15 protein-coding genes and 1 pseudogene are annotated in these 14103 nt (G+C 72.2%); 6 read left to right on the top strand and 10 right to left on the bottom strand.

The window, feature by feature from the left end:
- The first annotated feature begins 84 nt into the window (after nt 1-84).
- Nucleotides 85-1260, top strand: coding sequence for an ROK family transcriptional regulator (locus tag Q5722_RS08390; RefSeq protein WP_305027759.1), 1176 nt, complete (start codon nt 85-87; stop codon nt 1258-1260).
- Nucleotides 1261-1275: 15 nt separating this feature from the next.
- Here Q5722_RS08390 and Q5722_RS08395 read toward each other — a convergent pair whose 3' ends face one another.
- Complete coding sequence (locus Q5722_RS08395; RefSeq protein ID WP_305027760.1) at nt 1276-2895, bottom strand: phosphoglucose isomerase-related protein; 1620 nt, start codon at nt 2893-2895, stop codon at nt 1276-1278.
- Nucleotides 2896-2992: 97 nt separating this feature from the next.
- Here Q5722_RS08395 and gap point away from each other — a divergent pair, with 97 nt between their 5' ends.
- The gene (gene gap / locus Q5722_RS08400; RefSeq protein ID WP_305027761.1) at nt 2993-3997 is read left to right on the top strand and encodes a type I glyceraldehyde-3-phosphate dehydrogenase; all 1005 of its coding nucleotides are present in this window, start codon (nt 2993-2995) and stop codon (nt 3995-3997) included.
- Nucleotides 3998-4021: 24 nt separating this feature from the next.
- On the opposite strand, the pseudogene Q5722_RS14945 reads toward gap, so the two are convergent.
- Nucleotides 4022-4138, bottom strand: a pseudogene (locus tag Q5722_RS14945) (BBE domain-containing protein); the annotation flags it as partial.
- 76 nt (nt 4139-4214) lie between these two features.
- The gene (locus Q5722_RS08405; protein WP_305027762.1) at nt 4215-4601 is read right to left on the bottom strand and encodes a thiol-disulfide oxidoreductase DCC family protein; all 387 of its coding nucleotides are present in this window, start codon (nt 4599-4601) and stop codon (nt 4215-4217) included.
- 34 nt (nt 4602-4635) lie between these two features.
- Between Q5722_RS08405 and Q5722_RS08410 the strand changes: the two genes are divergently transcribed.
- A complete protein-coding gene (locus Q5722_RS08410; RefSeq protein ID WP_305027763.1) occupies nt 4636-5334 on the top strand; it encodes an NAD-dependent deacylase in 699 nt (232 codons plus the stop codon).
- A gap of 6 nt (nt 5335-5340) precedes the next feature.
- Here Q5722_RS08410 and Q5722_RS08415 read toward each other — a convergent pair whose 3' ends face one another.
- Entirely contained in the window at nt 5341-5496 is a 156-nt protein-coding gene (locus tag Q5722_RS08415) for a sortase family protein (protein ID WP_305027764.1), read from the bottom strand.
- 279 nt (nt 5497-5775) lie between these two features.
- Between Q5722_RS08415 and Q5722_RS08420 the strand changes: the two genes are divergently transcribed.
- Genes Q5722_RS08420 through Q5722_RS08430 form a run of 3 tightly spaced genes read left to right on the top strand, consistent with a single transcriptional unit; the run spans nt 5776 to nt 9589 of the window.
- Nucleotides 5776-7692, top strand: coding sequence for an anthranilate synthase family protein (locus tag Q5722_RS08420; RefSeq protein ID WP_305027765.1), 1917 nt, complete (start codon nt 5776-5778; stop codon nt 7690-7692).
- 35 nt (nt 7693-7727) lie between these two features.
- Entirely contained in the window at nt 7728-8291 is a 564-nt protein-coding gene (locus tag Q5722_RS08425) for an anthranilate synthase component II (protein ID WP_305027766.1), read from the top strand.
- Nucleotides 8288-9589, top strand: a complete 1302-nt coding sequence (locus Q5722_RS08430) for an anthranilate synthase component I family protein (RefSeq protein ID WP_305027767.1) — start codon at nt 8288-8290, stop codon at nt 9587-9589. The genes Q5722_RS08425 and Q5722_RS08430 overlap by 4 nt, the downstream gene beginning before the upstream one ends.
- Nucleotides 9590-9595: 6 nt before the next feature.
- On the opposite strand, the gene Q5722_RS08435 is transcribed toward Q5722_RS08430, so the two are convergent.
- From Q5722_RS08435 to Q5722_RS08460, 6 genes are read right to left on the bottom strand one after another with little or no spacing between them, the layout of a single operon-like run.
- A complete protein-coding gene (locus Q5722_RS08435; RefSeq protein WP_305027769.1) occupies nt 9596-10972 on the bottom strand; it encodes a sensor histidine kinase in 1377 nt (458 codons plus the stop codon).
- On the bottom strand, nt 10969-11676 hold the full coding sequence (locus tag Q5722_RS08440; RefSeq protein WP_305027770.1) for a response regulator transcription factor: 708 nt from the start codon (nt 11674-11676) through the stop codon (nt 10969-10971). The genes Q5722_RS08435 and Q5722_RS08440 overlap by 4 nt, the downstream gene beginning before the upstream one ends.
- A 59-nt stretch (nt 11677-11735) precedes the next feature.
- Nucleotides 11736-12347, bottom strand: a complete 612-nt coding sequence (locus tag Q5722_RS08445) for a UdgX family uracil-DNA binding protein (protein WP_305027771.1) — start codon at nt 12345-12347, stop codon at nt 11736-11738.
- A gap of 23 nt (nt 12348-12370) precedes the next feature.
- Nucleotides 12371-13225 (bottom strand): fructosamine kinase family protein, encoded by an 855-nt coding sequence (locus Q5722_RS08450; RefSeq protein ID WP_305027772.1) that lies wholly within the window; start codon nt 13223-13225, stop codon nt 12371-12373.
- On the bottom strand, nt 13222-13707 hold the full coding sequence (locus tag Q5722_RS08455) for a low molecular weight protein-tyrosine-phosphatase (protein ID WP_305027773.1): 486 nt from the start codon (nt 13705-13707) through the stop codon (nt 13222-13224). The genes Q5722_RS08450 and Q5722_RS08455 overlap by 4 nt, the downstream gene beginning before the upstream one ends.
- Nucleotides 13704-14090 carry a phage holin family protein gene (locus Q5722_RS08460; RefSeq protein ID WP_305027774.1) on the bottom strand — a complete coding sequence of 129 codons (387 nt, stop codon included), beginning with the start codon at nt 14088-14090 and terminating at the stop codon, nt 13704-13706. The genes Q5722_RS08455 and Q5722_RS08460 overlap by 4 nt, the downstream gene beginning before the upstream one ends.
- Nucleotides 14091-14103 lie beyond the last annotated feature (13 nt).

Below are 14103 nucleotides of genomic sequence, written 5' to 3' on the forward strand. Positions count from 1 at the left end.
AGAGTACAGACTTTTGCCACGTTCGACTACCTAAGTGTCGGTTCATCGGTCGAGATCCGCACCGGTTTGTGTAATCTCCGGGCTATGGCGCAGCACGCGGTGACCCCGACGGCGGGAGCGATCCTCGAACTCATCCGACGGGGCGAGGTCACGACGCGTGCCGAGGTCGCCGCGGCCACCGGGCTCTCGCGCACGGCCGTGACGGCTCGCCTCAGCGCCCTCCTCGCCTCCGGTCTGGTCGTCGAGGGCCCCGAAGGCCCGTCCACCGGTGGCCGCCCGCCGGTCCGGCTGCAGTTCAACGCCGCTGCGGGCGCCGTGCTCGCCGCAGCCCTCGGCCGCAGCCGCACCCAGATGGCCGTGTGCGACCTCGAGGGACGGGTCCTGGCGTCCTCGGAGTTCGACCACGAGGATGGCCATACCCCGGACGAGCTGATGCCACGCGTGCGCGCCGCGCTCGATGCCCTGATGGTCGAGGCCGGCGTCTCGGCTGACCGGGTGCGCGGCGTGGGCCTGAGCCTGCCGTGCACCATCGACCCGGCCACCGGGATGAGCCTCTCCTCGCCGGTCATGCGTGGATGGGACGGTGTGCCGCTCGGCCGCTGGTTCGAGGACTTCGACTGCCTCGTGCACGTCGAGAACGACGCCAACGCGCTCGCCCTGGCCGAGACCCACGGCCACGCGCTCCGGTGGCCCGACCTCGTCGTGCTCAAGGCCTCCACCGGCCTGGGCGCCGGTGTCCTCGTCGGTGGACAGCTGGTCCGCGGCTTCCGCGGGGCAGCCGGGGAGATGGGCCACACCAAGGTCGCTGCCGCCGACGGTCGCGTCTGCCGCTGCGGCGACGTCGGCTGTGTCGATGCGGTCGCCGGTGGCTGGGCGATCGTGCAGGACAGTGTCGAGGCGGGAGAGCCCGCGGCCCACATCCGCGACCTCGTCGCCCGTGCGCTCGACGGCGACGCCTCCGCGCGGCGCCGGATCCGCGAGAGCGGCCGCCGTGTCGGCGAGGTGCTCGCCGGCGTGGTCAACCTGCTCAACCCGGGTGCGCTCGTCATCGGCGGCGACCTCGCGGCGGCGTACGACATCTTCGTGGCCGGCCTCCGCGAGACCCTGTACGCCGGTGCGACGGCCGCGGCCTCCACGGCGCTCGAGATCGTCCCCTCCACGCACGGTGCGGACTCCGGGATCGTCGGATGCGCGCAGGCCGCGGTCAGCGACGTGCTCCGCCCCGACAGTGTCGACGCGATGCTGCGCCGCCACGCCTGACCCTTCCGGAGCGGGTCAGCCGAGGATTGAGCGGAGCTGCTCCAGCCCGGCGTCGAGGTCGGTCAGGTGCAGGCGCAGGACGGGACGACCGTGCTCGCCGAGCACGACTGCGTCACCGGCCGCCTGGGCCTGGATGTACTGCCCGAAGGTGAAGGGACGGTCGGGGATCTCGACGTCCGTGACCGGCGTCGCGGTGATCTGCAGGAAGACGCCGACCGGAGCGCCGCCCTTGTGGAACTGGCCGGTGGAGTGGAGGAAGCGCGGACCCCAGCCGAACGTGACGGGTCGTCCGAGCCGTGTGGCGAGGGAGTCCCGCACGGCGGCGAGGTCGGCGTGTGCGACCCGGTCGAGGTACGCCATCACCGCGAGGTAGCCGTGGGCCGGGTCGACCTGCGCGAGCAGGGCGGCGACCGCAGCGCGTGCTTCCTGCGTGCCGTCGAGGAGGCCGCGGGTCGCGTGGACCTCGATCGCCCCGTCGCGGAACGCCGCCTCGGGTGATGCGCCGCGGTCCTCGAGGAGTGCACGGGAGGCCTGCTTGGCGCTCTCGACGTCCGGCTGGTCGAACGGGTTGATGCCGATCACCCGGCCGGCGATGCTCACGGCGTACTCCCAGAGGAGGAACGCCGCGCCGAGGGGGGCCTGGATGGCAGCGGCGAGACCGGACGTGGTCCGCAACGGGACCGGGCCACCGCTGACGATCAGCGCGTCGGGTCCCGGAGGGGTGAGCGGGGTGGCCGGGTCGTCGCTGCGACGGGGCGAGGGGACCACGACGGGGAGCAGGCCCCGGCCGTCCTTGCCGGTGGACTCGGCGATCAGCTGTTCGGCCCAGTCGCCGAAGCCGGGTGCACCCGAGAGGTCCTCGTCGAGGACCAGCTTGTCGACGCCGTTCACGGCGGCCACGCCGAGAAGGGCCCCGAGCTGCAGGCCGGGGTTTGCTGCATCGTCCGATCCCAGCCGCCCGGAGACGGCGGCGGCCTCGTCGAGCAGGGCCGAGATGTCCGCGCCGGCAAGGCCGCTGGGTACCAGTCCGTAGGCGCTGAGGACCGAGAAGCGGCCCCCGACATCCGGGTTGCCGTTGATGACGACGTAGCCGGCAGCACGCGCCTCCGCGTCGAGCACGGTACCCGGGTCGGTCACGACGACCACGTGGTCGCGGGGGTCGAGGCCGGCCTCGCGCATGGCGCGGCGGAAGGCACGGTGCTGGCTGTCCGTCTCGAGGGTGCCGCCTGACTTGCTGGACACGACCACGACCGTGTGGGCGAGGTCGCCGGCGAGGGCGGCTGCCACCTGACCCGGGTCGGAGCTGTCGACGACGGTCAGGTCGACGCCGGCCGCGGCGCAGACGACCTCGGGGCCGAGCGACGAGCCGCCCATGCCGCACAGCACCACGCGGTCGAGGCCGCGCGCCCGGAAGTCGGCGCGGAGCTGCTCGATGGTGGCCACCAGGGGGCGCGAGGAGGCGGCGAGGTCGACCCAGGCGAGGCGCCTGCGTGCCTCGGCCTCCGCTGCGGGGCCCCAGATCGTCGCGTCCCGCGCGGCGATCCGCGACGCGACGTGGTCGCCGACGAGGTCGTCCAGCGCAGGCGTGAGCGAGGACTCGGGGCCGGCGATCGTGACTGCCATCACCTTCTTCATGTATCTAGGGTACAGACTTTTGCTTTTAACGTGTATAAAAGTCGTACGGCGTTGTTGCGCCGATCACAGCCGCCGTCACCATCCACCAGGAGTTCTCATGACCGTCCGCGTTGGCATCAACGGATTCGGCCGCATCGGCCGCAACTTCTTCCGCGCGGTCCGCGCCTCCGGTGCGGACATCGAGATCGTCGGCATCAACGACCTCACCGACAACGCGGTCCTCGCGCACCTGCTCCAGTACGACACGATCCTGGGGAAGCTCGACGCCGAGGTCACCGCGACCGGCGACACGATCGTCGTCGGCGGCCAGGAGATCCGGTGCTTCGCCGAGCGCGAGCCGCACGCCCTCAAGTGGGGCGAGCTCGACGTCGACGTGGTGATCGAGTCGACCGGATTCTTCACCGACGCCACCCGTGCCCGCGAGCACATCACGGGTGGCGGCGCGAAGAAGGTCATCATCTCGGCGCCTGCGACCAACGAGGACGCCACGATCGTCATGGGCGTCAACGACCACCTCTACGACGCCGCGCTGCACGACGTCGTGTCCAACGCCTCGTGCACCACCAACTGCCTGGCCCCGATGGCGAAGGCCCTCAACGACGCGCTCGGCATCGAGCAGGGCCTGATGACGACCGTCCACGCCTACACGGCCGACCAGAACCTCCAGGACAACATCCACAAGGACCTCCGCCGCGCCCGCGCCGCCGCGCTCAACCTGGTGCCGACCTCGACGGGTGCCGCCAAGGCGATCGGCCTGGTCCTGCCCGAGCTGAAGGGGAAGCTCGACGGCTTCGCCGTGCGTGTCCCTACGCCGACCGGCTCGCTCACCGACCTGACCTTCACCGCGGGCCGCGAGACGTCCGTCGAGGAGGTCAACGAGATCGTCCGTGCCGCCGCCGAGGGTCCGCTCGCCGGCTACCTCACGTACTCCACTGCGCCGATCGTCTCGAGCGACATCGTCACCGACCCGTCGTCCTGCATCTTCGATGCGCCGCTGACCAAGGTCATCGGACGGCAGGTCAAGGTCGTCGGCTGGTACGACAACGAGTGGGGCTACTCCAACCGCCTCGTCGACCTCGTCGGCCTGCTCGCCCAGCGCTGAGCCGGTCCCGGCTCGACGGCCGGCTCACTGGGGCTGGGTGAAGAACCCGTCCGGGTCGTAGCTGCGCCGCACCTGCTGCAGGCGCGGCCAGCTCGCCCCGAAGTACGCCGTGCCCGGGTCGGGCAGCGAGGCGTCGGCGTAGGTGACGTAGGCGTGGTCCCCGACGCAGCGGCGGCGCCGGTCACCAGCAGGGCCCGGCGGCTCAGACCCGCCAGGGTCAGTGCCCGTCGATCCGGCAGGCGTCGGTCGCGCCCGGGAGCCGGTAGCGGTTGCGCGCCACCCAGCCGTAGACCACGGCGGCCACCACCCGGACCAGCGGCAGCGTCATCAGCCAGCCCGCGAGCCGGTACGGCGCGGCGCACGTGCGCAGCGCGGCCGCGATCGCCTGCGCGCCGGACGCAGTCGCCCGACCGGAGACGTCGAGCCACCAGGCCGCCGTCGTGACGTCGTCCTCGGTCAGCTGGAGGGCCTCGAGGTCCTGCGACTGCCACGGCGCGACCGTGCACGTGCCGTGGCGCTCGAGCCAGCGTGCGCACGTGGTGCAGAAGCCGCAGTCGGCGTCGTACAGGACGGTGCCCGCGAGGCGCGTCAACGGCGGGATCATGCTCCGAGCGTACGTGCGGCTTAGAGTGCCGGTCATGCGCATCGTGGTCCTGACCGGCGCCGGCGTCTCCGCGGAGAGCGGCGTGCCGACGTTCCGTGACGCCGACGGCCTCTGGGAGGGGCACCGGGTCGAGGACGTCGCCACCCCCGAGGGGTACGACGCGGACCCGGCGCTCGTCCACGCCTTCTACGACGCGCGCCGCGCCGCGCTCGCCGACGTGGTGCCCAATGCGGCCCACCTCGCGCTCGGCCGTCTCGAGTCGGTGCTCGGCGACGACCTCACCATCGTCACCCAGAACGTCGACGACCTCCACGAGCGCGGCGGCGCCCACCATGTCGTCCACATGCACGGTGAGCTGCTGTCGGCGCTGTGCCGCGCCTGTGGCCACCGCTTCCCGTGGATCACCGACCTCGGCGATCGTCCGGCCTGTCCCGGCTGCGGGGTGAGCGAGCTCCGCCCGGACATCGTGTGGTTCGGCGAGATGCCCTACGAGATGGACCGCATCTCCCACGCCCTCGCGGCGGCCGACCTCTTCGTCTCGATCGGCACGTCCGGTGCGGTCTACCCGGCGGCGGGTTTCGTCATCGAGGCCCGGGCTCGTGGCATCCGCAGCCTGGAGCTCAACCTCGAGCCGTCGGAAGGCACCCACTGGTTCGACGAGGCACGCCAGGGCAAGGCCGGCGACCTCGTGCCGCGCTGGGTCGACGAGGTCATCGCTTCCCTCGGACTCTGAGCCACGTCATCGCATGACGGCGGTGACCACCGCGTTGCCGAGCGGATCGCCGTCGTGCAGCGGGCCGCCGGTGCTGATCAGCCGTAGCTCGGGTCGCCTGGTCTGCGGGAAGACCGTGGCGGCCGGGAAGGTGCCGCGGGCGTAGTAGTCGATCCCGGTCACGTGGCAGGCACGCCATGCGGCGAAGGGACGGCGAGGGTGTCGTACGCAAACCCCTTGGGGACGAACAGCCAGTGCTGCGGCTCAGCTCGCCGATGTGGATCCCGTGCACCTGGCGTTGGAGGAGACGCCCCAGGAGCCCGACCAGCCGTGCAGGGAGCGGTCGGACGACGGGACCCTTGCGCCGGCGAATCTCGGGGCCGCCGTGGCTGAGGAGTTCCCGGGTTCCCAGCGGCCGGATATCCGGTCGGCGCGGGCAGGCGCCGTCGTTAGGCTTCGGTCATGACTGACGCGCCTGCTGCCCACGTTGACGCCCGGGGACTCCTCGACGCGATCACGGGGCGCGAGGCGTGGGCGGCGATCCGGCTGCGCGACTCCGCGACGGTGACGCTCGTCGGCGGTCCCCGCTCCGAGGTCGCCAGCATCCTCGACATCCCGCTCGAGACGGGCGTGCCCGAGGCCGGCCGGCGCTTCGACCGGCTGGTCGCGATCCCCTTCCGCCAGGTGACCGAGCGCGGCTTCGAGGCGCACGACGACGGGACCCCGCTGGTCGTCGTCACCATCGACAGCGAGTCCGAGGTGCCGGTCGCCGACCTCCTGGCCGCGCTGCCCGACGTACCGGTGGAGTTCGAGGACCGCGGTGGGTTCGAGTCCAGTGACGAGGACTACGCCAAGGTCGTCGAGACGATCATCCGCGACGAGATCGGCCAGGGCGAGGGCGCCAACCTGGTGGTCGGTCGGCACTTCCGTGCGCAGGTCGCCGCCATGTCGACCGACGTGGCGCTCACCGTCTTCCGCCGCCTGCTCGAGCGCGAGCGCGGCGCCTACTGGACCTACGTCTTCTTCACCGGGGACCGCTACCTCGTGGGCGCCAGCCCGGAGCGCCATGTCTCCGTCACCGGCGGCGACGTGCGGATGAACCCGATCTCCGGCACCTTCCGCATCCCGCGTGACCCGGCGGTGGACCGCAAGGCCGCCCTCCTCGACTTCCTCAAGGACGAGAAGGAGATCTACGAGCTCTTCATGGTCGTCGACGAAGAGCTCAAGATGATGTGCGACATCTGCAACGAGGGTGGCCAGGTGCTCGGGCCGTTCCTCAAGCCGATGACCCACCTCGTCCACACCGAGTACCTCCTCGCGGGCCGCTCGACGCGGGACGTCCGCGAGATCCTCCGCGACACGATGTACGCCGCGACGGTCACCGGCTCCCCGGTCGAGAACGCCTGCCGCCTGATCAAGAAGTACGAGACCGAGGGCCGCGGCTACTACGCGTCCGCGCTCGCGCTGATCGGACGCGACGCGTCCGGCGAGCCCACGGCGGACAGCCCGATCATCATCCGCACGGCCGACGTCGCGCTCGACGGCCGGCTCAAGGTCACCGCCGGAGCCACCCTCGTGCGCGACTCCGACCCGGCGTACGAGGTGGCGGAGACGCACGCGAAGGCGGGCGGCATCCTGTCGGCGTTCGGGCTCGTGCCCGCCGCCCCGGCCGCACCCGAGGGGTCGATCGCCTCGCTGGCCCAGGACGAGGACGTGCTCCTCGCGCTCGGCTCGCGCAACCAGCGGCTCTCGAAGTTCTGGCTGACCGACCAGGGCGGCGCCACGCCGGACGCCGCGCTGCGCGGCAGGCGGGTCGCGATCCTCGACGGCGAGGACGACTTCGTGAACATGATCCGCCACGTCTTCGCCGTGATGGGCATGAGCTCGGACGTCGTGCAGCACGAGGACTACGCGCCCGGCTGCTTCGACGCCTACGACCTGGTGGTCATCGGCCCCGGCCCGGGTGACCCGCGCGACGGTGACCACCCCAAGATCGCGGCCTTCCGTGCGGCGACCGACGAGCTGATCGCGGCCGGCAAGCCGTTCCTCTCCATCTGCCTGGGCCACCAGACGCTCTGCGAGCGGCTCGGCATCGAGCTCGGCTACAAGGACATCGTCTTCCAGGGCACGCAGTCGCCGGTGCCGTTCAACGGGCGCACCGAGCGGGTCGGCTTCTACAACACCTTCGTCGGTCGTGTGGGGCTCGACGGCTCGGGCCTCCCGGAGGGCGTCACCGCCGAGTTCGACCCGGAGACCGGCGACATCCACGTGGTCCGGGGAGCGACCTTCCGGGGCATCCAGTTCCACGCCGAGTCGATCCTCACCGAGCACGGCTTCGACCTGATCCACGAGCTCGTCGCCGACCTCCTGCTGGGCTGAGACCGATGCCGGCGCCGGGTCCCGATCCTCGTGTGGTGCTGGTCGACCACCACGACTCCTACACGTGGAACCTCGCGCACCTCATCGCCTCGGTCACCGGTGAGCTCCCGGACGTCGTGGCACACGACTCCGTGGGGGTCTCCGAGCTCGAGGGCTACTCGCACCTGGTGCTCTCCCCGGGCCCGGGGTCACCGCACAACCGGGCCTTCTTCGACCTCGGCCGGACACTGATCCTCGAGGATCCGAGGCCGCTCCTGGGCGTCTGCCTCGGTATGCAGGGCCTGGTCACCGCCTACGGCGGGCACGTGGGCCGCACGACGCCGGCTCACGGCGAGGTGGCCTCGGTGGTCCACGACGGGTCGGCGCTGTTCGCGGGAGTGCCGACACCGTTCGCAGCCGTGCGGTACCACTCGCTCGAGGCGCTCGAGATGCCGGACGAGCTGACGGTCACCGCGGCCTGTCAGGCCCACGACGGCTCCTCGGTCGTCATGGCGGTCGCACACCGGACGAAGCCTCAGGTCGGGGTGCAGTTCCACCCCGAGTCGATCCTCTCCGAGTACGGCGCGAACATCGTTCGCAACTTCCTGGAGCTGCGATGACCTCGCCCGAGGAGCACTTCCGCGAGGTCGCCGCTGCCCACGACCGGGTGTTCTGGCTCGACGGCGGGGGCGGCCGCGCGTGGTCGTCGCGACGGTCGATGATCGGGTGGCTCGACGACGACGACGTCTCCCTCACGTTCGACGCGCTGCACCACGAGGTGACCCGGCATGCGGGTGGCTCCTCGGAGGTCGTCGGCAGCGACATCTTCGACGTGCTCGAGGCCGAGATCGCGGCCGGTCCTGCCGATGCCCAGTGGGTCGGCTACTTCGGCTACGCGTGCCGCACCGACCTCCCTGCGCGCCCGGCTGCCGGGGTACCGGACGCGGTCTGGATGAGGACGACGAACCTCCGCACCTTCGACCACGAGGTCGACGCCGTCCCAGGCGGCGCAGGGAAGGAGGCGGAGCCGTGGTGGAACTGGCAGGCCGGCGCGAGGCACGAGCGGAACCAGGGTGGACCCGCCTCCTTCCCGGAGCCGACGGTGGCCCCACGCGACTACGAGGTCGCCTTCGCGGAGGTCCAGGAGGCGCTGCGTGCGGGGCTGACGTACGAGCTGAACCTCACGTACCGCGAGGCCGTCGAGTCCGGCGTCGGCCCGGTGGCGGCGTACCTCCGGCTGCGTGAGCTCAACCCCGCGCCGTACGCCGGCTACCTGCAGCACCGCGGCACCCACCTGCTCTCGAGCAGTCCGGAGCGCTACGCGCTGGTCGACCGGCACCGCGTGCTGGAGACCAAGCCCATCAAGGGGACGACGCCGCGAGGCTCGACGCCCCAGGAGGACGAGCGGCTGCGCACGCACCTCGCGACGGATCCGAAGTTCCGCGCCGAGAACCTGATGATCACCGACCTCCTGCGCAACGACGTGGGGATGGTCTGCGAGGCGGGCTCGGTGGAGGTGCCGGCGCTGATGGAGGTCGAGTCCTATGCGTCGGTGCACCAGCTGGTGTCGACGGTGCGCGGCCGGCTGCGCGACGACCTGACCACCGTGGCGGCACTGCGCGCGCTCTTCCCGGCGGGATCGATGACGGGCGCGCCCAAGCTGCAGACCATGCTCGTGACCGACGACGTCGAGGAGACGCCGCGCGGGGTCTACGCCGGCGCATTCGGCTGGATCGCGGCCGATGGCAGGGCCGACCTGGGCGTCGTGATCCGGAGCCTCGTGGCGACCCCGGCCGATGCCGGCTGGCGCTACGAGCTCGGCACCGGGGGCGGCATCACGGTGCAGTCCGACTGCGGCGAGGAGTACGCCGAGACGCGCTGGAAGGCGGAGCGCCTGCTGCGCGTGCTGGCCGACTGACCGACGTCAGTCCGGCGAGACCTTGCCGGGCACGCGCAGCGTGAGCATCGCGCCCCCCTCGGGAGCGCGACCGGCCTCCACGCGACCGGAGTGGCGGACCGCGATCTGGTGCACGATCGACAGGCCGAGTCCGGAACCGGGCATGCCGCGCGACTCGGGCGAGCGCCAGAAGCGGTCGAAGACGTGGGGCAGGTCCTCGTCGGAGATGCCGTGGCCCTGGTCGACGACGCGCAGCACTCCGGCGGACAGCGTCACCGTCACGGTGCCGCCCGCAGGGGACCACTTGGCGGCGTTGTCGAGGAGGTTGAGCACGGCCCGTTCGAGAGCGGCCGCCTCGCCGGTCACCCACCACTGGTCGGTGTCCACGTCGAAGTGGACCTCGGGCGCACGGCGCCGCACGCGGACGAGGGCCCGGGCCACGACCTCGGCGAGGTCGACGGGCTCGACGACGTGGGTGAGGGACTCCTCGCGGCCGAGCTCCACCAGGTCGCCGATCAGGGTGGTCAGCTCCTCGATCTGGCCCTGCACGTCGGCGAGCAGCTCGTCGCGCGCCTCCGGCGGGATCTCCAGCTCGCCCGAGGAGGCCTGGGCGAGCAGCTCGAGGTTGGTGCGCAGCGACGTGAGCGGCGTACGCAGCTCGTGGCCGGCGTCGGCCACCAGCTGCCGCTGCCGGTCGCGCGATGCAGCCAGGGCGGTCAGCATCTGGTTGAACGCCGTCGCCAGGCGCGCGATCTCGTCGTTGCTGCCCGTGGCCTCGATCGGGCGCAGGTCCTCGGTGCGGGCGATCTCCTCGGCGGCACGCGTGAGGCGGCGTACCGGACGGAGGCCGGAGCGGGCGACCGCCCAGCCGGCCAGGCCCGCGCCGACGACACCGGCGCCACCGAGCAGCAGCATGACCAGGCCGAGCCGCTTGAGCACCCGCTCCTGCGGTGCGAGCGACTGGACGACCACGATCGCGCGTCCGTGGTCGCCCGCCATCGGCCAGGTCACCGCGCGGTAGCGCGCACCACCTTGCGTGATGGTGCGGATCGACTGGTCGCGGCGACCAGCCGCCACGTCGACCTCGGGGGTGCCGAAGTTGGGGGAGCCGGCCCGGTCCGCCGACCACACCAGCCCGTCCGAGGTGACCTCGAAGAGCCGCACATCGGAGGCGCCGAGCAGCCAGCCGGGCACGTTGTAGTCGGTGCCACCGACCTCGGCCTCGCGCACCGTCGCGGCGACGAGCTTCGCCCGGTCGACCAGGGAGGAGTCGAGCGAGGCCTGGGTCTGGAGCCGCACGGTCATGAAGGCGCCGAAGGCGACCACCGCGATCGCGATCGCGACCGCCATCGTGGTCAGCAGGGTGACGCGGCTGGCCAGGCTCCGGCGGTAGTGGACCTTCACGGCCCCTCGCGCAGCACGTAGCCGACGCCGCGCACGGTGTGGATCAGCCGCTGCTCACCCTCGGCCTCGGTCTTGCGGCGCAGGTAGCCGACGTAGACCTCCAGCGAGTTGGCGGTCGTCGGGAAGTCGTAGCCCCAGACCTCCTCGAGGATGAAGGCACGCTCCAGCACCCGGCGCGGACGGCGCAGGAACATCTCGAGGAGGGCGAACTCGGTGCGGGTCAGCTCCATCCGCCGGTCGCCACGACGCACCTCGCGCGAGGCGAGCTCCATCGTCAGGTCGGCGAAGCCGAGCACCTCCGAGCTGTCCTCCTCCGCCGGCGCCACGCGGCGCAGCAGCGCACGCAGGCGCGCCAGCAGCTCCTGCAGCGCGAACGGCTTGGTCAGGTAGTCGTCGGCGCCGGCGTCGAGCCCGTCGACGCGGTCGCCGATCGCGTCGCGCGCGGTCAGGACCAGGATCGGTACGTCGTGGCCCGCGGACCGCAGCGCACGGGTCGCCTCGATGCCGTCGAGCCGCGGCATCATCACGTCCATCACGACGACGTCGGGCTTCACCGAGCCGATGCCGGCGAGCGCCTCGGCGCCGTCGGCAGCCATCGACACCTGGTAGCCGTTGAACTCCAGCGACCGGCGCAGCGACTCGCGCACGGCGCGGTCGTCGTCGACGACGAGCACGTGCGGCTTGGGGGCGGGCGTGGAGGGCACGCGCCAACAATGCCACCGGTGCCTGAAGCCGCGCTGAGAAGTCGCGCTCCCCGGGGCGGTCAGGAGAGGGCAGCGACCGCCACCCGCAGGTCGGCCACCAGTGCGGCCAGGCCCGCGTCGTACCCGTCCCGCCCACGCAGTCTGATGACGGCCGAGGGGTGCGTCGTCACGACGACCTGGCGCGACCCGGCCTCCTGCAGCAGCCCGCGCTCCGCCCCGATCCGGACGGGCCGACCCAGCACCGCCCGGCCGGCCGTGGCCCCGAGGGCCACGACGACGTCCGGGGTGACGGCGTCGAGCTCGGCCTCGAGCCACGGATGGCAGGCGCTGATGTGCCGGACGTCCGGCTTCCTGTGGATCCGGCGCTTGCCGCGCTCCTCGAACCGGAAGTGCTTCACCGCGTTGGTCAGGTAGACCTCCTCGCGGCTGGTCCCGGCCTGCGTGAGGGCCTCGTCGAGCAGCCTTCCGGCAGGCCCGACGAACGGCTCGCCCTCGAGGTCCTCGTGGTCCCCGGGCTGCTCGCCGACGACCATCAGGGCGGCGCGGACCGGACCGGCGGAGAAGACCACCTGGGTGGCCAGCTGCCACAGCTCGCAGCCGCGGCAGTCGGAGGCAGCTGTCTCGAGGCGCGGGACCGACGGGTCGTCCGGCACCCACAGGGAGGCGTCCATGGCGACGAGGTACCCGGGTCGGGTCAGAGGAACGCGTGGGCGATGCGGGCGGCTCGGTCGCCGTAACCCCCGCCGAACATCGCGGCGTGCACCAGGAGCGGGAAGAGCTGGTGGATGCCGACACGCTCCTGCCAGCCGTCGGCGAGCGGGTACACCTCGGCGTACGCCGCGAGGACGCGAGGCAGCTGGGGCAGGCCGAAGAGGGCGAGCATGGCGAGGTCGGTCTCGCGGTGACCGGCGTGCGCCGCGGGGTCGACGAGCCAGGCCCGGCCGTCGGCGCCCCACACGACGTTGCCGTTCCACAGGTCGCCGTGGAGCAGCGCCGGTGGCTCCTCCGGCACGATGTCCGCGACCCGTGCGACGACCGCTGCCACGACGGCCGCATCGTCGTGGTCGATCGCGCCGCGCTCCATCGCGAGCCGCAGGTAGGGCTGGACCCGCCGGTGGGCGTAGAACTCGGCCCACGTCGCGCACGCCTCGTTCGGCAGCGGCAGTCGGCCGATCCACCCGTCGGCGTGGTCGCCGTACGCGGGCTGCGGCTGGTGGTGCAGCTCCGCGAGGTCGCGGCCCAGTTGCTCGGCGGCGTCGACGGTCGGTCGTCCGTGCTCGATCCAGGGCAGCACGAGGCAGGCGTCGTCCACGGCCAGCACCTCGGGTGCCGGGGCACCGGCCGCGGCGAGCTGTGCCAGGCCACGGGCCTCGCTCGCGAAGAAGCCGGCGGGCGGAGACGGCTGGGACTTGAGCAGGACGACGCGACCGTCGGCCAGCCGGAGCCGGGTGGCGGCGTTGATGTCGCCGCCGGCGACCGGTGCCGTGGAGACCACCGCCGTGCCGAGCAGCTGCTCGACGCGGCGCGCGATCGCCGACTGCCGGGTCATCGCTGGAGCGCCTCCACGAGGGCGTCGGCCGTGCGCTCGATCATCGCGAGGACGTCGTCGAAGCCCTGCGGGCCCCCGTAGTACGGGTCGGGGACGTCGCCCGGCCCCTCCGGGTCGAACGCCCGGAACATCAGGAGGCGCTCCGCCGGCACCCCGAGCGCGGCGAGCTCGCGGTGGTGCGAGGAGTCCATCGCCAGGATCAGGTCGTACGCCGACGCGTGGTCGCCGACGAACTGGCGGGCGCGGTGCCTCGTGGGGTCGTAGCCGGCGCTGGTCAGGGTGGCCGCGGAGCGGCGGTCCATCGGCTCCCCGACGTGCCAGCCGCCGGTGCCGAAGGAGTCGACGCGGACGTCCAGCCCGGCGGCGGCGATGCGGTGGTTGAGGACGACGTCGGCGACCGGTGAGCGGCAGATGTTGCCGAGACAGACCACCGCGACCCGGTAGCCGGGCCCGGTGGCGGCCGGGAGCGCCGGCAGGCTCACGAGCGGTCCTTGCCGTCGTCGTGGAGGACGGCGCGGGCGAACGACCCGACGAGCGTGATGATCACGCTGCCGAAGAGGGCGGTCCAGAAGCCCTCGACGTGGAAGCCCACGTCGAGCTGCTCTGCCAGCCACGAGGTCAGCAGCAGCATCAGTGCGTTGATCACGAGCAGGAAGAGCCCGATGGTCAGGATGATCACCGGGAACGAGAAGAACTTCACCACCGGCTCGACGAGCGTGGAGACGAGGCCGAGCAGCACGGCAGCCGCGAGGAGGGGCGGAAGCCGGTGCTGCCAGTCGGCGCCCTCGACCCGGATGCCGTCGAAGAGCCAGGCGGCGACGGCGAGGCCGGCCATCGTGGAGGCGATCCAGATCAGCAGCTTCACGGCACCAGCGTAG

This window comes from Nocardioides jiangxiensis (genome assembly GCF_030580915.1).
Lineage (GTDB): Bacteria > Actinomycetota > Actinomycetes > Propionibacteriales > Nocardioidaceae > Nocardioides > Nocardioides jiangxiensis.